The organism is Microbaculum mangrovi (assembly GCF_051390635.1).
GTDB lineage: Bacteria > Pseudomonadota > Alphaproteobacteria > Rhizobiales > Tepidamorphaceae > Microbaculum.
In genome coordinates this window covers 1,052,383-1,078,022 of record NZ_JBPODT010000001.1, presented here as the reverse complement: position 1 = coordinate 1,078,022, position 25,640 = coordinate 1,052,383, and the positions used below count along the sequence as shown (strand labels likewise).

The 25,640-nt window shown below is 65.2% G+C and carries 23 protein-coding genes and 1 tRNA gene; 13 read left to right on the top strand and 11 right to left on the bottom strand.

All coding sequences use genetic code 11. The features are described from left to right. Positions 1 to 2: 2 nt before the first annotated feature. Positions 3 to 4,694, bottom strand: a complete 4,692-nt coding sequence (gene gltB, locus ACSF9G_RS05195; RefSeq protein WP_436639143.1) for a glutamate synthase large subunit — start codon at positions 4,692 to 4,694, stop codon at positions 3 to 5. Between the two features lie 568 nt (positions 4,695 to 5,262). Here gltB and ACSF9G_RS05190 point away from each other — a divergent pair. From ACSF9G_RS05190 to ACSF9G_RS05165, 6 genes are all read left to right on the top strand, one after another. Further along, a complete protein-coding gene (locus ACSF9G_RS05190; RefSeq protein WP_436639141.1) occupies positions 5,263 to 5,550 on the top strand; it encodes a BufA1 family periplasmic bufferin-type metallophore in 288 nt (95 codons plus the stop codon). A 113-nt stretch (positions 5,551 to 5,663) separates the two neighbouring features. Then, a complete protein-coding gene (locus tag ACSF9G_RS05185) occupies positions 5,664 to 5,954 on the top strand; it encodes a BufA1 family periplasmic bufferin-type metallophore (RefSeq protein WP_436639139.1) in 291 nt (96 codons plus the stop codon). A gap of 55 nt (positions 5,955 to 6,009) precedes the next feature. Then, positions 6,010 to 6,909 (top strand): MNIO family bufferin maturase, encoded by a 900-nt coding sequence (bufB, locus tag ACSF9G_RS05180; protein WP_436639137.1) that lies wholly within the window; start codon positions 6,010 to 6,012, stop codon positions 6,907 to 6,909. Further along, the gene (locus ACSF9G_RS05175) at positions 6,893 to 7,705 is read left to right on the top strand and encodes an HvfC/BufC N-terminal domain-containing protein (protein ID WP_436639135.1); all 813 of its coding nucleotides are present in this window, start codon (positions 6,893 to 6,895) and stop codon (positions 7,703 to 7,705) included. The genes bufB and ACSF9G_RS05175 overlap by 17 nt, the downstream gene beginning before the upstream one ends. A 3-nt stretch (positions 7,706 to 7,708) precedes the next feature. Continuing rightward, positions 7,709 to 8,338, top strand: coding sequence for a DoxX family protein (locus ACSF9G_RS05170; protein WP_436639133.1), 630 nt, complete (start codon positions 7,709 to 7,711; stop codon positions 8,336 to 8,338). A 35-nt stretch (positions 8,339 to 8,373) separates the two neighbouring features. Then, positions 8,374 to 9,432 carry a threonine aldolase family protein gene (locus ACSF9G_RS05165; RefSeq protein WP_436639131.1) on the top strand — a complete coding sequence of 353 codons (1,059 nt, stop codon included), beginning with the start codon at positions 8,374 to 8,376 and terminating at the stop codon, positions 9,430 to 9,432. Between the two features lie 57 nt (positions 9,433 to 9,489). On the opposite strand, the gene ACSF9G_RS05160 is transcribed toward ACSF9G_RS05165, so the two are convergent. After that, the gene (locus tag ACSF9G_RS05160) at positions 9,490 to 9,957 is read right to left on the bottom strand and encodes an Hsp20 family protein (protein WP_436639129.1); all 468 of its coding nucleotides are present in this window, start codon (positions 9,955 to 9,957) and stop codon (positions 9,490 to 9,492) included. A gap of 475 nt (positions 9,958 to 10,432) precedes the next feature. Here ACSF9G_RS05160 and ACSF9G_RS05155 point away from each other — a divergent pair, with 475 nt between their 5' ends. Further along, positions 10,433 to 11,386 (top strand): alpha/beta fold hydrolase, encoded by a 954-nt coding sequence (locus ACSF9G_RS05155; protein ID WP_436639127.1) that lies wholly within the window; start codon positions 10,433 to 10,435, stop codon positions 11,384 to 11,386. Here the strand turns inward: ACSF9G_RS05155 and hisN are convergent. Beyond that, a complete protein-coding gene (gene hisN, locus ACSF9G_RS05150; protein WP_436639125.1) occupies positions 11,383 to 12,186 on the bottom strand; it encodes a histidinol-phosphatase in 804 nt (267 codons plus the stop codon). The two genes, ACSF9G_RS05155 and hisN, sit on opposite strands and share 4 nt — an antisense overlap. 118 nt (positions 12,187 to 12,304) lie before the next feature. On the opposite strand from hisN, the gene ACSF9G_RS05145 reads away from it, so the two are divergent. Further along, a complete protein-coding gene (locus tag ACSF9G_RS05145) occupies positions 12,305 to 13,585 on the top strand; it encodes an MFS transporter (RefSeq protein WP_436639123.1) in 1,281 nt (426 codons plus the stop codon). 248 nt (positions 13,586 to 13,833) lie between these two features. Here ACSF9G_RS05145 and ACSF9G_RS05140 read toward each other — a convergent pair whose 3' ends face one another. Beyond that, entirely contained in the window at positions 13,834 to 14,727 is an 894-nt protein-coding gene (locus tag ACSF9G_RS05140; RefSeq protein WP_436639121.1) for an N-formylglutamate amidohydrolase, read from the bottom strand. 181 nt (positions 14,728 to 14,908) lie between these two features. Here ACSF9G_RS05140 and cpdR point away from each other — a divergent pair, with 181 nt between their 5' ends. After that, the gene (cpdR, locus tag ACSF9G_RS05135) at positions 14,909 to 15,268 is read left to right on the top strand and encodes a cell cycle two-component system response regulator CpdR (protein ID WP_436639119.1); all 360 of its coding nucleotides are present in this window, start codon (positions 14,909 to 14,911) and stop codon (positions 15,266 to 15,268) included. 52 nt (positions 15,269 to 15,320) lie between these two features. On the opposite strand, the gene ACSF9G_RS05130 is transcribed toward cpdR, so the two are convergent. From ACSF9G_RS05130 to ACSF9G_RS05100, 7 genes are read right to left on the bottom strand one after another with little or no spacing between them, the layout of a single operon-like run. After that, the gene (locus ACSF9G_RS05130) at positions 15,321 to 16,262 is read right to left on the bottom strand and encodes a lipid A biosynthesis lauroyl acyltransferase (RefSeq protein WP_436639117.1); all 942 of its coding nucleotides are present in this window, start codon (positions 16,260 to 16,262) and stop codon (positions 15,321 to 15,323) included. Between the two features lie 6 nt (positions 16,263 to 16,268). Beyond that, positions 16,269 to 17,291: a zinc-binding dehydrogenase gene (locus tag ACSF9G_RS05125; protein WP_436639115.1), complete on the bottom strand. Its 1,023-nt coding sequence runs from the start codon at positions 17,289 to 17,291 to the stop codon at positions 16,269 to 16,271. A 34-nt stretch (positions 17,292 to 17,325) separates the two neighbouring features. Then, positions 17,326 to 18,102 carry an SDR family oxidoreductase gene (locus ACSF9G_RS05120; protein WP_436639113.1) on the bottom strand — a complete coding sequence of 259 codons (777 nt, stop codon included), beginning with the start codon at positions 18,100 to 18,102 and terminating at the stop codon, positions 17,326 to 17,328. Then, positions 18,102 to 19,391: a beta-ketoacyl-ACP synthase gene (locus ACSF9G_RS05115; protein ID WP_436639111.1), complete on the bottom strand. Its 1,290-nt coding sequence runs from the start codon at positions 19,389 to 19,391 to the stop codon at positions 18,102 to 18,104. The genes ACSF9G_RS05120 and ACSF9G_RS05115 overlap by 1 nt, the downstream gene beginning before the upstream one ends. Before the next feature lie 51 nt (positions 19,392 to 19,442). Then, entirely contained in the window at positions 19,443 to 20,663 is a 1,221-nt protein-coding gene (locus tag ACSF9G_RS05110; RefSeq protein ID WP_436639092.1) for a beta-ketoacyl-ACP synthase, read from the bottom strand. Then, positions 20,660 to 21,127, bottom strand: a complete 468-nt coding sequence (locus ACSF9G_RS05105; RefSeq protein ID WP_436639073.1) for a 3-hydroxyacyl-ACP dehydratase FabZ family protein — start codon at positions 21,125 to 21,127, stop codon at positions 20,660 to 20,662. Before ACSF9G_RS05105 ends, ACSF9G_RS05110 begins: the two co-directional genes overlap by 4 nt. A gap of 21 nt (positions 21,128 to 21,148) precedes the next feature. Further along, positions 21,149 to 21,430, bottom strand: coding sequence for an acyl carrier protein (locus ACSF9G_RS05100; RefSeq protein ID WP_261615234.1), 282 nt, complete (start codon positions 21,428 to 21,430; stop codon positions 21,149 to 21,151). 217 nt (positions 21,431 to 21,647) lie between these two features. Between ACSF9G_RS05100 and ACSF9G_RS05095 the strand changes: the two genes are divergently transcribed. The 4 genes from ACSF9G_RS05095 to ACSF9G_RS05080 all read left to right on the top strand — a co-directional run bounded on the left by ACSF9G_RS05095 (position 21,648) and on the right by ACSF9G_RS05080 (position 25,591). After that, positions 21,648 to 21,722 (top strand) — tRNA-Val (locus tag ACSF9G_RS05095). Between the two features lie 711 nt (positions 21,723 to 22,433). Beyond that, on the top strand, positions 22,434 to 24,458 hold the full coding sequence (locus ACSF9G_RS05090) for a HAMP domain-containing methyl-accepting chemotaxis protein (RefSeq protein ID WP_436639070.1): 2,025 nt from the start codon (positions 22,434 to 22,436) through the stop codon (positions 24,456 to 24,458). Positions 24,459 to 24,775: 317 nt separating this feature from the next. Continuing rightward, positions 24,776 to 24,901: a type B 50S ribosomal protein L36 gene (gene ykgO, locus ACSF9G_RS05085; protein WP_436639068.1), complete on the top strand. Its 126-nt coding sequence runs from the start codon at positions 24,776 to 24,778 to the stop codon at positions 24,899 to 24,901. 72 nt (positions 24,902 to 24,973) lie between these two features. Further along, complete coding sequence (locus tag ACSF9G_RS05080) at positions 24,974 to 25,591, top strand: tetratricopeptide repeat protein (protein ID WP_436639066.1); 618 nt, start codon at positions 24,974 to 24,976, stop codon at positions 25,589 to 25,591. Positions 25,592 to 25,640 lie beyond the last annotated feature (49 nt).

Genomic DNA, 25,640 nt, shown 5'->3' with positions numbered 1-25,640 from the left:
GACTACTCCCCGGCGCGCGCCATCACCGGCGCTTCTTCCTGTTGCTTGGCCAGCTCCGCCAGTGCGCGGCGGTATTCCACCGGCATTACCTTTCGGAACTTCGGAACATAGCTCGCCCAGTTCTCCAGGATCTCTGCGGCGCGCGTCGACCCGGTGAAACGGGCATGATTGGCGATCAGCTTGTGCAGCCGTTCGGCATCGTGGCGGCTCATGTCGGCCATGACGTCGATCAGGCCCTTGTGTTCGATGTCGCCGCCGTGGTGGTGCAGCTTCTCGAGCAGGTCGTCCTCCTCGGCCACCGGCTCCAGCTCCACCATCGACAGGTTGCAGCGCGACGCGAACGAACCGTCCTCGTCGAGGACGTAGGCGATGCCGCCCGACATGCCAGCCGCGAAGTTGCGGCCGGACGACCCGAGCACGACGACCACGCCGCCGGTCATGTACTCGCAGCAGTGATCGCCAGCGCCCTCGACGACGGCGAGCGCGCCGGAATTGCGCACCGCGAACCGCTCGCCGGCGACGCCGCGGAAGTAGCATTCGCCCTCGACCGCGCCATAGAGCACCGTGTTGCCGACGATGATCGAGTCCTCGGGAACCGCCGGGCATTTCTCGTCCGGGCGAACGACGATGCGGCCGCCCGACAGGCCCTTGCCGACATAATCGTTGGCGTTGCCGATCAGCTCCAGCGAAACCCCGTGGGCGAGGAACGCGCCGAAGCTCTGGCCGCCCGTGCCGCGCAGGGTGACGGCGATCGTGTCCTCGGGCAGGCCGGCATGGCCGTGGCGCTTCGCCACCTCGCCGGACAGCATGGCACCGGCGGTGCGGTCGGTGTTGCTGATCGTATCCTCTAGGCGAACCGGCTTGCGGTCCTGCAGCGCCGGCATCGCCTTCTCGATCAGGCGGCGATCCAGGATCTCGTGGATCGGATGGTCCTGCGTCTCGCTGTGATGGATGGCGACGCCTTCGGGCGCGTCCGGCTTGTAGAACAAGCGGGAGAAGTCGAGCCCCCGCGCCTTCCAGTGCGAGATGGCCGCGCTCTTGTCGAGCATCTGCATCTGGCCGACCATCTCGTCGAAGGTGCGGTAGCCCAGCTCGGCCATCATCTCGCGCACTTCCTCGGCGACGAAGAACAGGTAGTTGATGACGTGCTCGGGCGTGCCGGTGAAGCGTTTGCGCAGCACCGGGTCCTGGGTGGCGACGCCGACCGGGCAGGTGTTGAGATGGCACTTGCGCATCATGATGCAGCCCGCCGCGATCAACGGCGCGGTGGCAAGGCCGATCTCGTCGGCGCCGAGCAGCGCTCCGACGATCACATCGCGACCGGTGCGGATGCCGCCGTCGACCTGCACCGCGATACGGCCGCGCAGGCGGTTCTCGACGAGCGTCTGGTGCGTTTCGGCGAGCCCGATCTCCCACGGGCTGCCGGCGTGCTTGATCGAGGTCAGCGGCGAGGCACCGGTGCCGCCCTCGTACCCGGAAATGGTGACGTGATCGGCGCGCGCCTTGGCGACGCCGGCGGCGACCGTCCCGACACCGACCTCGGAGACCAGCTTCACCGAGATGTCGGCGGCCGGGTTGGTGTTCTTGAGGTCGAAGATCAGCTGCGCCAAGTCTTCGATCGAATAGATGTCGTGGTGCGGCGGCGGCGAGATCAGACCGACGCCCGGCGTGGAGTGGCGCACCTTGGCGATGACCGCGTCGACCTTGTGGCCGGGCAGCTGGCCGCCTTCGCCGGGCTTGGCGCCCTGCGCCATCTTGATCTGGATCATGTCGGCGTTGACGAGATACTCCGTCGTCACGCCGAATCGGCCGGACGCGACCTGCTTGATCGCCGAGCGCATCGAATCGCCGTTCGGCAGCGGCTTGAAGCGATCGGGCTCCTCGCCGCCCTCGCCGGTGTTCGACTTGCCGCCGACCCGGTTCATGGCGATCGCCAGCGTCGTATGCGCCTCGCGGCTGATCGAGCCGAAGGACATGGCGCCGGTCGAGAAGCGCTTCACGATCTCCGCCGCCGGCTCGACGTCGTCGAGCGGCACCGGCGCGCGGCCGACTTCCTCCGCCGTCTTGATGCGGAACAGCGAGCGGATGGTGAGGTACTTGTCCTCGGTCTCGTTCACGAGGCGGGCGTACTCGCGATACTTGTCCCGGGCATTGCCGCGAACGGCATGCTGCAGGGCGGCCACCGTGTCGGGCTGCCAGACATGGGCCTCGCCGCGGAAGCGGAAGGCATAGTCGCCGCCGACTTCCAGGGCGTTTTCGAGAACCGGCGAGTCGCCGAACGCGGCGTAGTGCCGGCGCACGGTCTCCTCGGCGATCTCGGCGATGCCGACACCTTCGATGGTGGTGGCAGTGCCGGTGAAGTAGCGGTCGACAAAGGCCTGCGACAGACCGACGGCGTCGAAGATCTGGGCGCCGCAATAGGACTGGTAGGTCGAGATCCCCATCTTGGCGATGACCTTGAGGATGCCCTTGTTGATCGACTTGATGTAGCGGTGAACGACTTCGTACTCGTCGACCTCCTCGGGGAAGTCGGCCTTCATCTCGGCGAGCGTGTCGAATGCGAGATACGGGTTGATCGCCTCGGCGCCGTAGCCGGCCAGCACGCAGAAATGGTGCACCTCGCGGGCCTCGCCGGTCTCCACCACCAGGCCGACGGAGGTGCGCAGCCCCTTGCGGATGAGGTGATTGTGCACGGCGGCGGTCGCCAGCAGCGCCGGGATCGGAATCCGGTCGGGGGCGACCAGCCGGTCGGACAGAACGATGATGTTGTATCCGCCGTGGACGGCGCTTTCGGCGCGCTCGCACAGCCGGTCGATCGCCATCTGCACCCCATCGACGCCACGGTCGGCGTTGAAGGTTATGTCGAGCGTCTGCGTCTGGAACTGGTTGTCGGCGATATCGCCGATCATCCGGATCTTCTCCAGATCGTCGTTGGTCAGGATCGGCTGGCGCACCTCGAGCCGCTTCAGGTTCGAGACGCCTTCGAGGTCGAAAAGGTTCGGCCGCGGCCCGATGAAGGAGACCAGACTCATCACCAGTTCCTCGCGGATCGAGTCGATCGGCGGGTTGGTGACCTGGGCGAAGTTCTGCTTGAAGTAGTTGTAGATCAGCTTCGGCTGCTCCGACAGCGCCGCGATCGGCGTGTCGTTGCCCATGGAGCCGACGGCTTCCTGGCCGGTCGTCGCCATCGGCGCCATCAGGATCTTGAGATCCTCCTGGGTGTAGCCGAAGGCCTGTTGGCGATCGAGCAGGCTGACATTGGTGCGCGGCGAGGCGCCGCGGACCGGCGGCAGGTCCTCGAGCACGATCTGGGTGCGGGCCAGCCACTCGCGGTAGGGATGGGCGCGGGCGAGCCCGGCCTTGATCTCCTCGTCGTCGATGATCCGGCCTTCCTGGAGGTCGATCAGCAGCATCTTGCCGGGCTGCAGCCGCCACTTGCGGACGATCTTCTCCTCGGGAACGTCGAGGACGCCCATCTCGGAGGCCATGATCACGCGGTCGTCGTCGGTCACGAACCAGCGCGCCGGCCGCAGGCCGTTGCGGTCCAGCGTCGCGCCGATCTGGCGCCCGTCGGTGAAGGCGACGGCCGCCGGGCCGTCCCACGGCTCCATCAGGGCGGCGTGATACTCGTAGAAGGCGCGCCGGTCCTCGTCCATGAGCGGATTTCCGGCCCAGGCCTCCGGGATCATGGTCATGACCGCGTGCGAGAGGTCGTAGCCGCCCTCGGTCAGGAACTCGAGCGCGTTGTCGAAGCAGGCGGTGTCGGACTGGCCTTCGTAGGAGATCGGCCAGATCTTCGAGATGTCGTCGCCGAAGCGGGGCGAGGCCACGGACGCCTGACGGGCGGCCATCCAGTTGACGTTGCCGCGCAGCGTGTTGATCTCGCCGTTGTGGGCCACCATCCGGTAGGGATGGGCCAGCGGCCAGCTCGGCAGGGTGTTGGTGGAGAAGCGCTGGTGGACGAGGGCCAGCGCGGAGGTGAAGCGCGGGTCCTTCAGGTCCTTGTAATAGGCGCCGAGCTGGTAGGCCAGGAACATGCCCTTGTAGACCAGCGTGCGCGAGGACAGCGACACCGGGTAATAGTCGAGCGTCTCCGGCATGTCCGGTTCGAGGCGGCGGTTGGAGACGATCTTGCGGATCAGGTAGAGCTTCCGCTCGAAGGTGTCCTGCTCCTCGACGTCGGACGCGCGGCCGATGAAGATCTGCACATGCTGCGGCTCGGTGGCGATCACCGTTTCGGAGAGGCAGGAATTGTCGGTCGGCACCTCGCGCCAGCCCAGCAGGGTCTGGCCGTTCTCCGCGATCACCGTTTCCCACAGCGCGCGCATCGCCTTCTGGCCCTCGGCGTCGCGCGGCATGAACAGATGGCCGACGCCGTAGAAGCCGACGGGAGGCAACTCGAAGCCGACCTTCGCGCACTCCTCGCGCAGGAAGGCGTCGGGTATCTGCACCAGCATGCCGGCGCCGTCGCCCATCAGCGGATCGGCGCCGACAGCGCCACGATGGGTCAGGTTGACGAGGATCTCCAGGCCCTGCTCGACGATGTCGTGACTGGCCACGCCCTTCATCTGCGCGACGAAGCCGACGCCGCAGGCGTCGCGCTCGTGCGCGGGGTCGAACAGGCCCCTGGCTGCCGGGCGTCCGGTTGTCCGCAGCACCGACGCTGGCTTCCGAACTGTCGTTTCAGCACCCATTCTCTTCGCTCCCTAGCCTGTCCGGGCCGCCGTCCGGCGGCGCGTCGTCCCTCGGTCCGCCCGGTTTCTCGCCCGGTGGTCCGTCGGATCGGTTCAAGTTTTGCCGTTGGTCCGCACCCAAAGTCCGGGGCAGCCGTTCGGCCGGCGCCGTGCGCACTGCCGCGCCGCTCGCCGGTTCCGACCCGCTTTCCGACCCGCTCTGTCGCGAAGCGCCGCTGTCCGTGATCGGCGGTGATCCGCGAATTGGGTCAGTAAGACTGTCCTATCAGTCGCGGCAAAATGCCAGATTTACTACGCGCCTGCAAGGCCGTTCACGCACGATTGTTGCGTAGGATAGCGTCAATGCGACAGATCCGGAAATGTCGCGTGGATCCGGGCGATCGGACTGCCAACACGAAAACTCGCGCGTAGTCGCGAAACCGTAACATCAAGTTGACTTTCGCTTGAAGGTTTCGCCGGCGCAGTCTTACTTTGCCGGCAGATCATTAGGATCCCGGCGCCGCAGCAGGCTCCGAAGTGCCGACGCGGCAAACATTTTCTCGAGGGCGAACTTCAAGGGAGAAAGAGCATGAGCACCACGAAGACGCTGACGGCGATGGCCGTTGCCGGCGCGGTGGCGACCGCGCTGACGATGACCGCGGCACCGAAGCACGCCGGTGCGCAGGACATGGAGAAGTGCTACGGCGTCGCCTTGAAGGGGCAGAACGACTGCAAGGCCGGTGCCCACGACTGCAAGGGCATGTCGACGGTCGACTACGATGGGCAGTCCTTCAAACTGGTCGCCATGGGCAGCTGCACCGCGATGCAGACGCCGGAGGGGCCGGGGGCGCTAGAGCCAATCAAGCGTCCGTCCTGATTGTTGCCGAACAGATACGGGATGCTGGAGGGAAACCGCCGGTGTCCCGTATGCTGTTCGCTGTCGCCCGGACGCGACGCCCCCATTCCGACGCCAGTTCCAAGGAGCGCCCCATGAACAGTTCCAAGACCGCAGCCGCTGTGATCGCCGGTGCACTCGCCGCCGCCGTTTCGTCAGCGCCGTTTCCCGCTCAAGCGCAGGAAATGGAGAAGTGCTACGGTATCTCGCTGAAGGGCCAGAACGACTGCGCCGCGGGGCCGGGCACGACGTGCGCGGGAACCTCGGCGGTCGACTACCAGGGCAATGCATGGAAACTGGTGCCCAAGGGCAGCTGCACCGCCATGGCGCTGCCCGGCGATCGCCACGGCAGCCTGGAGCCGCTCGACCGTGATCTGCCGAGCTGACCGCCCCCCGGAAACAACTGCGCCACGACATCAAGCGCGCGACGGAGGCCGACACATGTCCGTAACCGTACAGCCCGCGACAGCCCGCCATGACGGTTCCATCCCGGCGCGTGCCGGGGTGGGCCTCAAGGCCCGGCACTACCGGACGATCCTGGAGTCCGAGCCCGATATCGGCTGGTTCGAGGTTCATCCGGAAAACTACATGGGGGCCGGCGGGCCGCCGCACCGATACCTTTCCGAGATCCGCGAGCGCTACCCGCTGTCGCTGCACGGCGTCGGCCTGTCGATCGGCGGCGACCGACCGCTCGATGAAGACCATCTCGCGCGCCTGAAAGCCCTGGTCGAGCGATACCGGCCGGGCCTGTTCTCCGAACACCTGGCCTGGTCGACCCATGACGAGGGCTATTTAAACGACCTGCTGCCGCTGCCTTACACGCGCGAGACGCTGGCGCGCGTGGCAGAGCATGTCGACCGGGTCCAGGAGGTGGTTGGGCGGCGGATGCTGTTCGAGAATCCCTCGACCTACGTTCGTTTCGCCGAAACGGAGATGAGCGAGGTCGATTTCATTGCCGCGCTCGTCGCGCGCACCGGCTGCGGTCTTCTGCTCGACGTCAACAACGTCTATGTGCAGGCGACCAACCACGGGTTCGATCCGCTCGCCTATATCGACGCATTCCCGATCGAACATGTGGGCGAGATCCATCTCGCCGGTTTCGCCCGGGAAACGGACGACCTCGGCGAGCCGCTCCTGATCGATGCGCACGATCGGGAGGTCGACCGGATCGTCTGGGACCTCTACGCCCGCGCGATACGCCGTTGCGGTCCGGTGCCGACGCTCATCGAATGGGACGCCAACGTTCCCGAATGGCCGGTTCTGCATGCCGAGGCCAGGCGTGCCGAAGCGGTGATGCGCGAGGCTGTCGGGTCGGAGAACGCCTATGCCCTCGCTGGCTGAGGTCCAGGCGCGTTTCGTTTCGGCGCTTCGCGACCGCGGCCTGCCGCCGCCCGCCGATATCGCCGGACGCAGCGACGAGACGCCGGAGCGGCGCTTCGGTGTCTACCGCAACAACGTCCATGTCAGTCTGGTCGAGGCGCTGATGGGTACCTATCCCGTCGTTCTGCGACTGGTTGGCGAGGATTTCTTCCGCGGCATGGCGCGGGTCTATGTCGGTAATTCGCTGCCGCGCACGCCCGTGCTGATCCACTATGGCGACGATTTCGCCGACTTCATCGAAAGCTTCGAGCCCGCCCGCGAACTCGGCTATCTGGCCGATGTCGCCCGGCTCGAATGGGCCTGGAACCTGTCCTATCACGCGGGCGACGCGACGCCGCTAGACGGACAGGCGCTTGGCGACATCCCGCCGGACCGGATGACCGACCTCGTTTTCGACCTGCACCCCTCCATGCAGGTCGTCTCTTCGCCCTGGCCGGTCCTGGCGATCTGGGACACCAACACCAATGAGGAGGACGTGCGCCCGGTCGATCTGTCGACGGGCGGCGGCGACGTCCTCGTCATTCGGCCCGCCTACGAGGTGGAACTGAGAACGTTGCCGCGCGGCGGAGCGACGTTCATCGCGGCGCTACGCGAAGGCGGGCGTCTCGGCGGGGCTTTCGAGCGGGCGATCGCGGCAAGCCCCGACTTCGACCTCGCCGCCAACCTTCAGGGTCTGATCGGCGCCGGAGCCATCGTCGGGTTTCGTCTCGCCGACCCGCCCGGTGCGGGCCACGGCTGTGTGGGCTCCGGGGGCTGAATCATGATCGGGGTCGACGCGGGTGCGCGGCCGACGCGCCGGAGCGGGCTGCTGTGGGCGGGGCTGGCGCTCGATCATTGGCTGAAAGGCCCGGCGATGCGCTGGGCGATGCTGCCGGTCCAGCTGGGCCTGCGCGCCTGGGTCTTCTTTATGCTGCCGTTCGTCAATTCGGGCCTGACCAAGTGGGAGACCTTTCCGTTCCTGAAGCCCGAGGCGTGGGCGTGGAACGGCTGGCCGAGCCTGAGCGGGGGGGCGAGGTACCAATTCTCCAATTCCTGCAGTTTCTGCTTCAACATCCGCATCTGGGGGAGCGAGCAGAGCCCGCTGGTGCAGTGGGTCTTCCCGTTCCCGGAAACGATGGCGGCGCTCGCCGGTGCCGGCGAAATCGTGCTGCCGGCCATGATCCTGATCGGTCTGCTGACGCGGCTGTCCGCGCTCGGGCTGCTGGTCATGACCATCGTGATCCAGCTCGTCATTCCGACCGGTTTGCCGGTTCACGCCACCTGGGCCGTGTTGCTTCTGGTTATCGTTGCGCTCGGGCCGGGGCTTTTTTCCTTCGACGCCCTGCTCGGGCGGCTCGTGCGGCGCCGAACGAACCTTTCGGGGATTTCGCCATCCCGCGCCGATCGCTAAGGTCCGTGCGACACTTCTCGAGCACGGGCGCGACCATGCAGTTTGCAAGCGACAATACCGCCGGCATTTCCGAGCGGATCCTCACGGCGATCACCGAGGCGAGCAGCGGATTCGCCGGCTCCTACGGCGGCGACGAACGGACGCGGGCGTTGGAAGGGCGCATGGTGGACCTGTTCGAGCGGGATGTTACGATCTTCCCGGTCGTGACGGGGACCGCGGCGAACGCCCTGTCGATGGCGGCGATCGCTCCGCCCTGGACCGGAATCCTGTGCAGCCACGACGCGCATGTGATGACGGACGAATGCGGCGCCGCAGAAATGTTCACCGGCGGCGCCAAGCTGTTCGGCATCGACGGCCGCCACGCCAAATTCGATGCGGACGAACTGGCGCGCCGATTGGAAGCGTGGCCGGGCGGGGTGCCCCATCACGTTCAGCCCGCCGCTGTCTCGATCAGCCAAGTGAGCGAGTTCGGGGCGGTGTGGAGCGTCGCGGAAGTCGGGGCGATCGGCGAGATCGCCAAACGGAACGGCTTGAAGCTGCACATGGACGGCGCCAGGTTCGCCAACGCCGTGGCGGCGCTCGGCTGCGCGCCCGCCGACGTCACCTGGCGGGCAGGCGTCGACATCCTGTCGTTCGGGGCCACCAAGAACGGGGCTCTCGCGGCCGAGGCGATCGTGGTCTTCGATCCCGATCTCGCCGCGTCGCTGGCTTATCGGCGCATGAAGGCCGGCCAGCTCCTGTCGAAGGGCCGGTTCCTGGCGGCGCAATTCCTCGCCTATCTCGAGGACGGTCACTGGCTGGAGCTTGCCGGTCACGCCAACGCCAAGGCGAAGGACCTCGGTGCGGCCATCGAGGCTGCCCCGAATTGCCGGCTTGCCGTTCCGGTTCAGGCCAACGAGGTCTTCGCCTTCATCGCCCCGTCCGTCGACAGGGCGCTGACGGAGGCCGGCGCCGCCTATCACGACTGGCCGGCCGGCATTCCGGACCCGGAGGATCCCCCGGTCGATGGGGAGAAGCTGGTGCGCTTCGTCGCCTCCTTCCAGACCACCGGCCAGGAGGTCGGCCGTTTCGCCCAGGTGATCGGGGCGGCATAAAAAACGCCCCGGCCATGCCGGGGCGTTTCGTGTTAGTCCTCGATATCGAACCGACGATCAGGCGGCCTTCTGGTCGATGACCTTGGCCTCGTCCGTCTTCGTGGTGATCTCGATGGTGCGCGGCTTCAGGGCCTCGGGAATCTCGCGGACGAGATCGACGTGCAGAAGCCCGTTCTCGAGCGCCGCGCCGCGAACGATGACGTGGTCGGCAAGCTGGAAGCGACGGTCGAAGCTGCGCTCGGCGATGCCGCGATAGAGCACGTCACCGCGCTCCTCACCTTCCTTGGCGGCTTTTTCGCCGTGGATCGACAGGGTGTTTTCCTTGACCTCGATGGTCAGGTCGCTCTCGCCGAAGCCGGCTATCGCCATAGTGATGCGGTAGGCGTTCTCGCCGGTGCGCTCGATATTGTAGGGCGGGTAGCCGCCGGTCCCATTCTCGACATTGGCCATCTGGTTCATCATCGAAAACAGCCGATCGAAGCCGACGGTAGAGCGGTACAGGGGGGAAAGATCGAAGTGACGCATTGCATATCCTCCTATTGAAGCGACATGTGCACTGCCCGCCGCCAGGGGCCGGGCATTCGGTGCGCGCACCCGCTGGAGCGGCATGCGCCCCAAAGATTTGGGGGCGCGGATTCCCGATTTCAAGACACCCCTGAACACGGCCTTTTCCGCGGGATTTTCAAATGAACGGCAGATGAACGGCGCGGTCCGCGTTCGTTCAGGTTGGTTCGGGCACGATGCATTCGTTCGCTGGACTTCAGCCCAGCGACTCTGGACCCGGACGGTATCCCTCCCGCCGTCCACCCGCGCTGCCGGATGCCATCGCAGCCCCCGGGGTATCCGGTGAATGGCCGGCGATCCTCCCAAGGATCGCCGGCCTGTGCGTTCCCGACGCCGGGCGTATCACTGTCGCAACGGACTATCGGGCGTGCGTCGGGCACTGCTATAACAACCCCCGTCGCCACTTCGTCTCCGGTCCGCATCTCGATTCCCGCCGATGGATCTCGTCGATATCCCAGAAAACCCGGTGCCCAGCGGCGTCGTCAGCGGCATGATCCAGGCGAGCGACGGAGCACGGCTGCGCTTCGCGCGCTGGCGGCCGACGGCGCGCAGGTCCCTCGGCACGGTCTGCGTGTTCCCGGGGCGCGCCGAGTTCATCGAGAAATATTTCGAGGTCGTCGGCGAGCTGCGCCGCCGCGGCTTCACCGTCGCGATGCTCGACTGGCGCGGCCAGGGAGGCTCCGAGCGCCCCCTGCGCAATCGGCGCAAGGGCCACGTCGACACCTTCGAGCAGTACGATCGGGACCTTTCCGCCTTCATGGAGACCGTGGTACTGCCCGACTGTCCGCCGCCCTACTTCGCGGTCGCCCATTCGATGGGGGGGAACATCCTCCTGCGCAATGCGCGCAGGGCGCCGGCCTGGTTCGAACGACAGGTCCTCAGCGCGCCGATGCTCTCGCTCACGGCCGAGCAGGTGCGGAAGCCCTACCTGTTCGGCGTTGCCGAGGTGTTCTGCCTGATGGGGTTCGGGGATGCTTTCGTGCCCGGCGGCGGCGCCACCCACGCCGGCACCATGCCGTTTGCCGGGAACGCACTGACATCGGATCCGGTCCGCTTCCGTCGCTCGAACCGGATCATCGAGGTGGAACCGGCGTTGGGGCTCGGTTCGCCGACGCTTTCCTGGTTCAGGGCTGCCGGGGACGCGATGGCCGAAGTCATGGACCCGGATTTCCCGCCGCGGCTGCACGTGCCGACGCTGATGGTGGCGGCCGGCGACGACAGGATCGTATCGAGCCGGGCGATCGAGACGCTGGCGTTCCGCATGAAGACGGGGTCGCAGGTCGTCATCCCGGCCGCGCGCCACGAGATCCTCATGGAGCGCGACTACATCCGCGAGCAGTTCTGGGCCGCTTTCGACGCGTTCGTGCCCGGGTCGCCGGTTTTCGCCTAGGCGTTCAGGGCTTCGAGCGCGGCAGCGTGGACGCGGGGGTCGCCGGCGGCGACCACGGTTCCGCCGTAGTGGGCATCGTCGCCGGACCAACTGGTGAAGACGCCGCCGGCCGCTTCGATAATCGGGACCAGACCGACGACGTCGTAGGCCTGCAGGCCGGATTCGATGACGAGATCGATCTGGCCGGCCGCCAGCAGGCAATAGGCATAGCCGTCGGCGCCGTAGCGGGCGAGCCGAACCTGGCGTTCGACCTTCTCGTACCGTGCCCGTTCGCCCGGACCGCTGATCGCGGCGGGCGCCGTGGTCATCATCGTGGCCTCGGCGAGGCTGGCGCAGGCGCGGGTGCGGATCTGCCGGGGCTCGCCGTCGCGGCACCGCGTGAAGGCCGAACCTTCCCCGCCCCAGAACCGATCGCCGACATAGGGCTGGTCGACCAGTCCGTAGAGCGGCACACCGTTTCGCCGCAGTCCGATGATGGTCGTCCACAGCGGGACGCCGGAGACGAAGGAGCGGGTGCCGTCGATGGGGTCTATGACCCATTCGTAGACGCCGGCGCCGGGCACGATGCCGAATTCCTCGCCATGCAGACCATGGTCCGGGTAGGCCTCGAAGATCAGATCCCGGATCGCCTGTTCGGCGGCGCGGTCGGCGACGGTCACCGGGTCGAATGCCTCCGCCGACCCGTCGTCGGCGCCGATCTTGTTTTCCACGGCGAGCGCTGAACGGAAGTGCGGCAGCGTCGCCGCCGCGGCTGCGTCGGCAAGGCGATGAGCGAATGTTTCGAATTCGTCGCGGGTCATATGCACAAATCGGGGTTGTGGCGGTGTTGCCGAAGGCTATAGGACGGCTCCGACGTGCCCGCAACGACAGGTTGGCTTCAAGCCGCCGAAACAAGAACGGGCCGCCGGGAGAACGCCGATGTCAGACGATAGCCGGGCAGGGGCCGCCCCGCCACCGGCCGCCACGGTTTTCGCGCTCATCGCGGTGCTGTGCGCGATTTACGTGGTAAGCCAGTTCCTGCGCAACTCCGTCGGGGTGATCGCGCCGAACCTGAGTGACGAGCTCGGTCTCGCGCCGCAGGAGCTCGGTGTCCTTTCGAGCACGTTCTTTCTTGCCTTCGCCGCCGCGCAGATACCGCTCGGCGTGGCCATCGACCGCTACGGACCAAAACGGTGCATGCTGGCGTCCGTGGGCATCGCCGTCATCGGCTGTCTGTTATTTGCCTGGTCGGACAGCCTTATCGGTCTGACTGTGGCCCGTGCACTGATGGGGCTTGGCTGCTCGAGCTTCTTCATGGGGCCGCTGACGATCTATACGCGCTGGTTCCATGCGAGGCAGTTCTCGACACTGACGGGCGTCCAGCTCGGCGTCGGCACGATCGGCACCCTGTTCGCCACCGCGCCGCTTGCCTGGTCGACGGGGCTGTACGGCTGGCGGGCAACCTTCGTTTTCGTCGCCGTCGGCGCGGCCTTCGTTGGCCTGCTGGTGGCTGCGATCGCACGCGACGCGCCCCCGGGTAGCCGGTCGGAGACGCATCGACCGGCAAGCCTCAGGGAGAGCTTCGCGGGCTTAAGCGAGGTGATCCGCGTGCCCGGGTTCTGGCAGCTGTTTGCCATCCATTTCGTCGGATATGCAGCCTTCGTGACCGTGCTTGGCCTTTGGGGCGGGCCCTTTGTCACCGATGTGCTCGGCTACGATCTCAACCAGCGCGGCAACATCCTGCTGGTCCTGGCGGCAGCCCAGATCGTCGGGCTGTTCGCCTGGGGCCCAACCGACCGGCTGTACGGCTATCGCAGACTGCCGGTGTCGATCGGCGCCCTGTCGACCGCGGCTGTGCTCCTGGTTCTGTGTGTTTTCGGAGACCGGGGCGGTGCGACGATCTACACGATCTTCATCGTTCTCGGTTTCGTTGCCGGGTTTGTCCCGGTGCAGACCGGCCACGGCCGGGCACTATTCGACAAGCGTCTCGTCGGGCGCGGAATAACATTCCTGAATCTGGCGACGATCGGCGGGGTTTTCGTGCTGCAGGCCGTAACCGGGGTCATCATCGGCGCCTTTCCGCCGATCGAGCTGGCTACCGGTGAAATCGGACGGCCGTTCGCAGCTTACCAGGCCGCGTTCGCGTTCCTGGCACTCTCCGTCATCGTCGCCTGGGTGTTCTACCGGACGGCGCCCGACCCGAAAGTCGACACGGACTGAGGGATCGGGCTCCTTAAAAGCCGTTTTCCGCTTACGTCAGCGTAAGCGACGGCGACCGGCGGGTCGCATGGCAGCTATGCGCTAACGCGCGCGGAAATCATTGACTTTTGTGCGTCGCACACGCATCTTTGTGCAGTGCGGTATCGCCCTGCCGTTTCGCGATACCGTAGCCCTCCTTGGGCGTTTCCTCCCTAGACTTGGGCCGTCCTGTTGGGCGGCCCATTTTTTTTGTGCGGACTGTCTATTCGCTATTCGGCCGCCGCCCGGCCGGGCCGCAGCGCTTCGACCGAAATGCTCATCAGCCGCCGGCAGACATGGGTTATATCGGCGACGAGCCAGGCGAATCCGCCGCCGCGGACGTAACGCGTCTCATCCATGTAGAGCGATCGATTGATCTCGATCTGCAAGGCGTGCTGGCCATCGCCGGGGCTGCCGTAGGTCTCCGTGATGAAGCCACCGGCATAGGGCTTGTTGCGCGCCACCGTATAGCCGAGGCGCTGCAGGGTTTCCTGGGCGACGTCGGTCAGGATCGAGGTGCAGCTGGTGCCGTAGCGGTCGCCGAGCACGAAATCGGGCCGGCGACGGTTTTCCCGGGTGATTCGCGAGGACGGCATCGAGTGGCAATCGATGACGATGGCGGTGCCGAACCGGTTCAGCGCCTGGTCGACCAGAGACCGCAGATCGCGGTGATAGGGCTTGTAGTATCGCTCGATCCGGTCGAGCCCTTCGGCGACGCTGATCGGCGTGGAATAGATCTCGGCGCCGTCGGCGACGATGCGGGCAATGGTTCCAAGCCCGCCGGCGACGCGCATGGAACGGGTGTTCGCGAAGCTGGGCAGGCGACCATCGAACATCGTCGGGTCGAGTTCGTAGGCCTCGCGGTTGACGTCGACGAAAGCGCGGGGAAACCGCGCATGCATGAGCGGCGCGCCGAAGTCGACGACACCCGAAAACAGCTCCTCGACGAAGGTGTCCTCAGAGCGCCGTAGCGTCATGGTGTCGAGTTTCGACGCCTTCAGGAATGTGCGCGGGTAGTGCCTGCCGCTGTGGGGCGAATTGAACACGAACGGCGATCCGGCCCCGTCTTGGGGGACGAGGATGTCGTGGGCGGGTTCGAGCTCGGGATCAGTCAGGATTGCCATTGCACCTTCGGGCCAGAATGCTTACCGATGACTTTGCCAAGAACGGCGCCGGCTGTCCATTCTCACCGCCAATCGACAGAGCTTGAAAAGCCCGGAATTCGTGAAATCTTTACTCGAACCGGGTTGATTGACCGATCAACGAAAACGACCACGATCCAATGCGGCGGGGGAGCCGCCATACATGCCGAAGATCCTACTGGCCGAAGACGACAACGACATGCGGAAGTTCCTCGTGCGGGCGCTCGAAAACGCCGGATACGAGGTTACGTCCTACGATAACGGCCTCAGCGCCTACAACCGGCTTTGCGAAGAGCCGTTCACGCTGCTGCTTACCGATATCGTCATGCCGGAGATGGACGGCATCGAACTGGCGCGCCGAGCGACCGAGCTCGATCCCGACATCAAGGTGATGTTCATCACCGGCTTTGCCGCGGTTGCGCTCAATCCTGATTCGAACGCGCCGAAGAACGCCAAGGTCCTGTCCAAGCCGTTCCACCTGCGCGATCTGGTGGCGCAGGTCGAGCGCATGCTGGCCGCCTGAGGGCGGGCTCAGGCGAACGCGCGGGGCATCTGCCGTGCCAATTTCGCGGGGCTCACATGCGCCAGCGGTTGTGCAGCCACAGCCACTGGCCGGGATGCTCGCGGACCCAGCCTTCAACGACGCCATTGACCACCCGCATTGCTCCTTCGGGATCGATGAGTCCCTCCTCGTCGCGCGGCAGATCGATCGGCGGCGTCAGGTCCAGGCGGAAGCGGTTGCCGGGCAGGCGCACGACCCGGACACCGTGAACCGGGCAGTCGAATTGCCGGGCGAGGCGGCCAAGGGTCGGATTGGTCGATGCGGGACGGCCGAAGAAGTCGATCTTGTAGCCGCGGGTCAGCCGCTGATCGACGAGGATGCCGAGATGGCCGCCGTTCTCGAGCACCGAGGCCATCGCGAAGGCGACCGCCTGGCCCGAGCCGGCTGCAAGCAGTTCGCCCATGGTGCCGCGGCGAATCTTCAATAGGCGCTTGGCGATATAGGCGTTGTTCGGGGTCCGGAACACCGCGGTGACCGGCAGATCATGGCGCGCGGCGCATACCGCCGGCAGCTCCCAGTTGGCCAGGTGCGCGGTGAAGATGATCGCCGGTCGTCCGTCGCCGCGCAGATCGGCGAAGTACTCGAGACCCGTCGCCTCGACGCGGCCGCCGCCGGGGTTCGAATCGGTCCAGTCCCAGATCCGGTCCAGATGCGGATATTCGGCGGCAGTGCGGCCCAGATTGTCCCAGACCTCGCGCAGGATCGCCTTCAGTTCCGGTTCGCTCTTTTCGGGAAATGCATGCCGCAGATTGTCCATGCCGAGCTTGTTGACCGGAAGCAGCGGCCCGAACGTCCGGGCGATCCAGCCGCCGATGTTGCTTGCCCTGTCGACATCGAGCGCACGCACCAGGCGGAATATCGATACCGCTATCGTCGCCACGAGCCAGTCGATCGCGGGGCGTACCGCCCGATCGATCCGTCTCCACAGGATGTACAGGCGTATCCGAAGCGGCATCGGTCTTCAGATCAGCGTGACGATCTTGCCGAACACCTTGCGGCTTTCCAGCCGATCGAGTCCGACCTCGAAATCGGCGATATTGATCTTGGTGTCGATGACCGGGTGGATGCCGTCGGCCATCTTGGCGAGGCTTTCGGCGATGTTGCGCATGGTGCAGCCGAAGCTGCCAAAGATCTTGAGCTGCTGCTGGAAGAGCTGCATCAGGTTGATCTGGGTGGTGACGCCGGAGGTCGAGCCGCAGGTGACAAGGCGCCCACCGCGTTTCAGCGACAACATGCTGCCGGCCCATGTGTCCGGCCCGACATGCTCGAACACGACCTCGACGCCCTTCTTGCCGGTGATCTTGCGCACCATGTGCTCGAACCGGTCGGTGCGGTAGTTGATGACGTGATCGGCGCCCAGCGCCTTCGCCTTCTCCGCCTTCTCGTCGTCGCCGACGGTGGTGATGACGGTGGCCCCGATCGCCTTGGCCATGCGGATCGCGGCGGTGCCTATGCCGCTGCCGCCGGCGTGGACCAGGACCGTCTCGTCGCTTTCCAGCCTGGCGTTGTCGAACAGCATGTGCTGGACCGTGCCGAAGGTGACCGGCGCGCAGGCCGCGTCGATCCACGAGACGCCGTCGGGCACCGGCACGGTCAGCCGGGCCTGCGTGTTCATGAGTTCGCGGGCGAAGCCGTCGACATGGAAGCCCAGGACGCCGGCGACGTTCTCGCACAGATTATCGCGGCCTTCCCGGCAGGGCCGGCAGGTGCCGCAGGTTATGGCGCCGTAGAGCGCGACCTTGTCGCCCACCTTGCGGTCGGTCACATCGGGGCCGATCGCGACGATCTCGCCGGCGGCTTCGGCACCGACGACCAGCGGCAGCTTGCGCTTGGCGAAGGCCATGCCGCGCCAGCCCCAGACGTCGATGTGATTGAGCGCCATCGCACGCACGCGCACCTGAACCTCGCCGGGTCCGGGCGGCGGCGGATCGGGCTGTTCGATCAACTGCAAATTCCGATCGGAGACGAGCGTTAGGGCGCGCATCGCACTGTCTTTCGTTTTTTCTTAGGCTGACGGATCAGCGGTGAACGGGTATTGCCGCGGTCAATCCGCCGTCGACCGGCAATACCGCGCCGGTTATATAACCCGCCCCCGGCGACATGAGAAAGTCCACCAGATTGGCGATTTCCTCGGGCGCGGCGAAGCGGCCGGCGGGAATCTGGCTTTCCATGTGCTCGTGATAGTCGGCATAGGGCGCCAACATGTCGGTGTCGATAAAGCCCGGCGCGACGAAATTCACGGTCACCCCGCGCCGCGCCGTTTCCAGCGCCAGCGTCCGCACATATCCGAGCAGCGCCGCTTTCGACGCTCCGTATGCGGAATTGCCGATGGTGCCGCGCAGCGCGATCACGGAACCGATCACGACGATGCGGCCGTTGCGCGCCCGCGTCATGCGTCGCACAAGGCCGGCGGCGAGCCGGGTCATCGACCAGAAATTGACCTGCATCGCGACCTCGGCGCGGTCCTGGTCCATGACCGCCGCGAGGCTGTCGTAGGTCAGACCGGCATTGTGGACGAGGCCGTAGAAGGTGTCGTCCTCGATCAACGTTATGAATTCATCGATCGAGCCGCGATCGGACAGGTCTACCGAATGGGCCTTGAACGAGCCGTTCGGATAGGCCGCCCGCAACTCCTCAAGCGTCGTCTCGGCCTTGTCGGGGGACGCGTTGTAGGTGAAGGTGACATCATGTCCGGAGGCCGCCATTGCATGGACGATGGCGCGGCCGAGCCCGCGCGCTCCGCCGGTCACCAGCACGCGTCGCGCCGGCGTCTGGTCGTCGGCGGCAGCCGCCATCACGCAGGCTCCGCGGCCAGGACCAGAGAGACGTTTTGTCCACCGAAGCCGAAGGAATTCGACAGGACGCGGCGAACCTCGGCGTCGCGGGCCGTGTTGGGCACCACGTCGAGCGGGATCGCCGGATCGGGAAGGTCGTAATTGATCGTCGGCGGGATGCGGCCCTCCGCGATCGTCATCAGCGAGAACACGGCCTCGACAGCGCCGGCGGCTGTCAGGGTGTGGCCGATCATCGACTTGTTGGAGCTGATGGGAACGGCCTCGGCGTGGTCGCCGAACACGGTCTGGACGCCGAGGCACTCCATCTTGTCGTTTTCCGGCGTCCCGGTGCCGTGCGCATTGATGTAGTCGACGTCTTCGGGCTTCACGCCGGCGTCGTCTAGGGCGGCCTGGATGCAGTCGATGATGGCGTGCCCGTCCGGGTTGGAGCGGGTGCGGTGGAACGAATCGGCCTGCTCGCCGGCGCCTTCGAGGACACCGAGAATGCGGGCGCCGCGCGCTTTGGCGTGTTCAAGGCTTTCCAGCACGAGAGCGGCCGCACCTTCGGCCATGACGAAGCCATCGCGATTCTTCGCGAACGGCTTGGCGGCGCCTTCCGGCGGCGTGTTCTGGGTCGACAGGGCCGACAGAAGCGAGAAGCGGATCAGCGCCTCGGCGTGGATCGAGCCGTCGGTGCCGACCGACAGGGCCGCGTCGGCTTCGCCGCGGCGAATTGCCTCGATACCGAGCTGGATCGCCGTCGCGCCGGAAGCGCAGGCGGTCGACAGCGAGATCGGCGAGCCCTTGGTGCCGTAGCGGTCGGCAAGCGTCTCGGCGACGCTGCCGAACAGGAAGCGGCGGTGCAGGTCGGGCCGGCCCTTGCGCGCGGCGGCGAGCAGGGTGCTGTAGTCGACCGGACCGTCCGGGTTCATCGACCGCGCCAGTTCCTCGCGCTGCGGCCATTCCATTTCGACCGGCGGTACGGCAATGAACAAAGGACCGGGGAAATCGCCGCGCGAGCCGACATCGGACTGCTCGATCGCCTCGGAGACCGCCATGTCGGCGAGCGTCTCGGACAGGGCGGGCGCGCAGAAAAACGGTTCCACGTCGACGAATTCGACGGTGCCGCCGATCGTGGTGCGCAGGCCATCGATGGGAAAGCGGGTGATGGTATGGATGCCGGAGGTGCCGGACGTCAGCGCCTTCCAGTTGTCCTCGCGGCCGCGACCCAGCGACGTGACGATGCCCATTCCGGTCACGACGACGACCGGGCGGCCCTTGCTGTCATGGGTGCCGTTGGTAGCAGACATGTCCACGGACTCCTGTTGCTGCGGCAAATCGCGCAGCCGGTTCAGCCTCGTTCAGCGGCCGACGGGGCTCACCAATGCCATGCCTTCGCCGCGCCAGTGGCCCCACAAATTCACGAGCACCTGGTCGATCGGCGCGTCCGTCCCGGTTTCGAGGCCCGTAGCATCGAGTGGAGGATAGGACCGGCCATCCGAAGCCGCCATTGCGGCGAGTGCTACGAGCGCGGGAAACTGCGCTTCCAGTCCATGGCCGATCAGCGATCCGACCGCTCTTGCAGTCCCGTCGATATCGCCGGAGAGAAGACCCGTCAAGAATTCCCGCTCCTCCGCGGAAACGGTCTGGGCGCCGGTCGCGCCGCTGTAGATCGCGGTGCGACCGGAAATGAGCGGCTTTATGGCGTCGAACTGACGTCGTGCCGAAGCCGTGGCCTGGCCCGGTTCGCGATTGCAGCGGTCGGAGAGGACCGCGTCGAGCCTGGCGATCGGTTTTGCCCCGCGGGACGCGGCGTGGTCCGGCGATTCGAGGACGAGAAACGCGCCCATCGAGCCGGTAATCATGCCACCGTTCCCCTGAACCCTTTCCCAGATCGGCTGCCACTCTTCGCGCGACAGGAAATTGCCGAGTTGGAACAGAAGCAGCATGTCGAGCCGGGCGGCGTTGTAGGAGCCGCCGACGAGGCAGATGTCGCTCTGGCGGGAGGCGACGCGGGCATGGGCGGTGCGGACCGCGTCGACGCCGGCGGCTTCTTCGCCCATGAAGGTGCGCGAGGAGCCGGTCACCTTGTGGACGATCGAGATGTTGCCGGCCAGAAGGTTGGGCAGCTGGGCGAGGAACAGCGTCGGTCGCAGGTCGTTGGACAGCCGCTCGTTGAGCAGGCGTCCGGGATCGTTCGACTTCAGCAGGTCGGTCAGGATGGCGCTGTCGACATCGGTGTCGCGCTCGCCGCCGCCCGCCGAGACGATCATGTCGGTGCGGGCGAGGATATCCGCCTCTGACTTGATGCCCGCATCGTCGAGCGCCAGGCCGGCCGCGTAGGTACCGATGCGCTGCCAGGGCTCCATCTGGCGCTGATCGCCGCGCTTGGGGATCTGCTGGTCGAAATCGACTTCGACCAGCGGATGGATGGGGTAGGGCGCGTAGGTCTCGCGATCGACGACCGGTTTCGCGCCGCCCGCGGCGTTGAGCGCGTCGCGGTGCTGATCCAGCCCCTCGCCAAGCGATGAGACCAGGCCGACCCCGGTGATGAGAACGTCGCGTCGCGCTTCGGTGTTCATGCGATGAGCTCTTGCGGATAGCCGAGCCGGATGGCGTTGCCGGTCATGAGCGTGCGGAATTCCGGCGTCGGGAACGGCATGACGCGGAAGGTGAGCCGCGCGTCGCAGATCGGCTTGCCCTGGCGTTCGATCTTCGCCTTCGTCATCGCGTAGCCCGAGCCGTCATGCTCGAGGACGGCCTCCAGGTCGAGCACGTCGCCGGGGGTGACGAAGGTACGGAACTTCGCTTCGCGGACGCCGGCCAGGAACGGCATGCTTTTAAAGCCGTTGACCGACAGAACAAGATAGCCCGACGTCTGCGCCATCGATTCGATGAGCAGAACACCGGGCATCAGCGGATGGCCGGGGAAGTGCCCCTCGAAGATCGTGTTTTCCTCGGGGACCGTCGCACGGGCGCGGATCAGCTCCGCATCCTTGCCGACCTCGACAATCTCGTCGATGAGCTGGAAATACTCGATACGCATCGTCGGGTCAGCTTGGCGGGTTCAGGCGGTCTTGGCGGCGATCAGCTCGTCGATGCGCTCGCACAGGTTCTTCAGGACGAAATACTGCTCGGCGGATGCCTTGCCCTCATTCACTTCCTGGGTCCACTGCTCGAACGGCATCTTGATTCCGAACGCCTTGTCGATGGCGAACGCGATATCAAGGAAGTCCAGGCTGTCGATGCCCAGATCGTCGATGACATGGCTGTCCGGCTTGATATCGTCGCGCGGAATGTCGCACGTTTCCGAAATGATGTCGGCGACCGTATCGAAGGTGGACGACATTAGGCATATCTCCAGAGTAGTGGCGGCGGTCCCGCCGAATGTGACTGGCGGCATCGTCCGCGGCTGCGGGGCGGGCCGATGGCACCGAGATGGCCCGCCCGATCTAAACGAGGCGCGCGCTAAGTGCAACGGTATCGCGACACGTGCTTGCACGCGCCGTCCGCTCCGGCTATATGCCAGAACCAGTCGCCGCCGGCCAGTGGTCGGATGGCGCCAAGGGCGCGTAGCTCAGCGGGAGAGCACTACGTTGACATCGTAGGGGTCGCTGGTTCAATCCCAGCCGCGCCCACCATTCAAATCCGCGAAATATCCCAATATCCGCGAATGCGTATGGTGTATCCCGCCCCGTGCGGGTCGTCCGCCGATGCGGCGACGACGAACCCGCATGCCCCCGGGGGGGCGGGTACGAATCCGAATCAATCTTGGTCACAAACGTATTTCGGGTCTGCGGCCGGATGAAAGTCGTGGGCACCGCGGCTTGAGTCTTGATTGGCCGACGTGCGCTGTCGTTCCGATCGATTCCATGTAATCGAATCCTTCCGCAGTCAGCGAAGTCCTCGCGATATTGATTCGGACGTGGAACGTTTGACCGGATTTTTCCCGCAAATTGCGTGTCGCGTTCAAAAATCTCGCCAGGAATGCCGAAATTTCAGTGTTTATTGGCGGCCGGGATCATTGGAGAATTTCGGGGCAGGTCAAATTTGTGGTCTCCCTAGCTCGGCAATATTTTTTCTGAGCCACATGTTTTGTGAAAATATTTATTCATATGGCAAAAAAACTTCAATGAACTAGTAGCCGTGAATTATATTCGAAATATATTCATTGTATAGGTCGTATCAAGCGAATATATATTATGTATATACCTATAAATACATAATAATAACATGAATATTGGCCATTCAGGATTGGTTAATACGTCAGTACTTTAAGATATCAACGAAATACCGACGTTCCCTAACGACCGAAATTTCTATCTTACCTTACGGCAACAAAGAGATCTGGCATGTCACTCATCAAACGGTTCACCGATCTGCGGATCGGCGTTCGCCTCATATCGGGATTTTCGATCATCCTGCTGCTGCTTGTCGCAGTCGCCGGCATATCGACCTTCGGCCTCTCCGGCGCCACGTCGAATTTCACCGAGTATCGATTGTCGGCGCGCCAGACCGTGGCCGCCCAGGCGATCAGTGCCGATCTCTATTCCATGCGCCTGGCGCTGAAGGATTTCCTCACCGAAGGTACCGACGAAGCGCAGGAGCGGGTGCTCAAGGGCGCGGACTATGCGTTGACGGAAATCGAATCGGCGAAAGAGCTGTTCTCCAAGGGCTCTGATCAGTTTGCCCGGATCGAATCCGTCGCCGGCAAGATTGCCGAATACAGGGCCAATTTCGTTTCGGTCACCGAAATGCGCGTCAAGCGGAACGCGTATGTCGATCAGATGAACGAGCAGGGTCCGAAGATGGAACAGGACCTGTCCACCATCATGCGGAGCGCCAATCGGGATGGCGACGCATCGGCCGCCTACGCCGCGGGCGACGCTATGCACAGCCTTCTGCTCGCCCGGCTCTACGCCATGAAGTTCCTGATGGACAATTCGCAGGACTCGGTCGACCGCGTCCGGGAGGAACTTTCCACGTTCCGCGAAGGCACCAGCCGGATGCTGGCGGAGTTGCAGAACCCGGAACGCCGCAGGCTGGCCACTGACATCAAGAACACCAGTGACCTGTATGCCGAGGAATTCGAGGGCGTTCAGGAACTCATCTTCAAGCGCAACGACATCATCGCCAACCAGCTCGATACGCTCGGTCCGCAGATGCGTGAGCTGCTGGCGCAGGTGACCGACACGAATCGCGCCATGCAGGACGAACTGGGGCCGCGCGCCGAGGCTGAGATCAACAGCGCAATGTTGACGGCGATCATCATATCCGCCGTCGCCATCGCCTTCGGTATCCTGGTCGCGCTGTTCCTGGCCCGTTCGATCACCCGCCCGATCACCAGCATGACCGAGGCCATGGGCCGTCTCGCCGACGGCGACAAGGAACTCGAGATTCCCGCCCAGGACCGCAAGGACGAGGTCGGCGAAATGGCTGCCGCGGTGCAGGTGTTCAAGGAGAACATGATTAAGGCCGACAAACTTACCGCCGAACAGGAGGAGATGAAGAAGCGCGCCGAGATCGAGAAGCGCGAGACGATGAACAAGATGGCCGACGAGTTCGAATCCTCGGTCAAGGGCATCGTCAATACCGTCTCGTCGGCCGCCACCGAGCTTCAGTCCTCCGCCGAGGCTCTGTCGGGAACCGCGGAAGAGACCAACCGGCAGTCGACGGCGGTGGCCGCCGCGTCGGAACAGGCCTCGACCAACGTCCAGACCGTGTCGTCCGCCGCGGAGGAGCTCTCCGCCTCGGTCTCCGAGATCGGTCGTCAGGTGTCGCAGGCGAGCGAGATCGCAGGCAAGGCGGTCGACGATGCGCAGCGGACCAACGCCACGATCGAAAACCTGTCGTCGGCCGCGCAGAAGATCGGCCAGGTCGTCGAACTGATCAGCGATATCGCCGAGCAGACCAATCTGCTGGCCCTCAACGCCACGATCGAGGCAGCCCGCGCCGGTGAAGCCGGCAAGGGCTTCGCGGTCGTCGCCCAGGAGGTGAAATCGCTGGCCGGCCAGACGGCCAAGGCGACCGAGGAAATCGGCCAGCAGATCACGGCCGTGCAGTCGCAGGTCGAGGACTCGGTCGGCGCTATCCGGGCGATCAGCGGCACCATCGAGCAGATCAGCTCGATCTCGACGGCAATCGCCTCCGCCGTCGAAGAGCAGGCCGCGGCGACCCAGGAGATCGCCCGCAACGTCCAGCAGGCGGCCGCCGGCACCCGCGATGTCTCCACCAACATCACCGGCGTCACCCAGGCCGCCGGCGAGACCGGTCAGTCGGCGGAGCAGGTTCTGACCGCTGCGAGCGAGCTCAGCCAGCAGTCCGAATTGCTGCGCCAGCAGGTCGATACGTTCATCGGCACGGTGCGTGCCGCCTGATCGGCGACCGGACGGCTTCGGCCGTCCTCGATAAGACATATGATGGCGGCGGGCCCTCCGGCCCGCCGCCATTTTTTCGCGTCCGGCGGTCCACGAGGCGGCATGTCTGGCGCGGACAGGGCGCCAGTCCGGCAGTCTGCCGCCTTTATGGATCGCCTTTTTGAGCCCGAATTTGGCCGCCTGCGTTGACAGAAACGGGGGGCATGGCTATTTTCCGGCCTGAATTTCAGGGTCGGCCGCGCGCCGACCTTTTTCTGTCGAAAACATCAGGAAAGCACGGCCCCAGAAATGGGTGCCGTCGACGGCGATCAAGAGCCATGAAAATCAGAAATTCGATCAAGTCGCTGGTCAAGCGCCACCGTAACAACCGCATTGTCCGCCGCAAGGGCCGGATTTACGTCATCAACAAGACGAATCGGCGGTTCAAGGCGCGTCAGGGCTAAGGCCCGAACCGACTTGCGGGAAATACCCGCAGGCGTTGACCAGACACGATTGCTGCCCCATCTTTTCGGGTCATGGACAAGTTCCGTGGCCTGATCTGCGTCGTCTGCTTCACCGCGCTTGTGTCGGCGGCACCGATCGCCGTGTCCGCGGAGGATCCCACCGGTCCGGAAGCCGTGCCCGGAAAAAGCGACAAATCCGCCGAGGCAGTCGCATCCTCGGTCGAGGATCTGCTCGACAGGCTGTCGCAATCGGCAAGCGAAGATGAAGCGAAAGCGCTCGAGCGCAAGATCGTCGCCGCCTGGAACGAATCGGGCAGCGACACGGTCGATCTTCTAGTCCAGCGCGCCGGTGCGGCGATCGAGGACAAGGATCTCGGTATCGCGCTGCAATATCTCGACCTCGTCACCCAGATGCTGCCCGACTATGCCGAAGGCTGGAACATGCGGGCGACGGTCTATTACCTGCTCGACGAGTACGAGCTTTCACTGGCGGATATCCAGCGCACGCTCGCGCTGCAGCCCCGGCATTTCGGGGCGTTGACCGGGCTCGGCCTGATTTTCCGAGAGCTCGACGAGCCGGAAAAGGCGCTGGAGGCGTATCGCCAGGTGCTGGCGGTGCACCCTTATTTCGGCAAGGCCCGTCAATCGGTCGAGAAGCTCGAGACCGAAGTCGAGGGACGCGATATCTGACCCGAACCGAGGCTCTGACGCGAACCGGGGCGCCCGCCTTCGGGCCGGG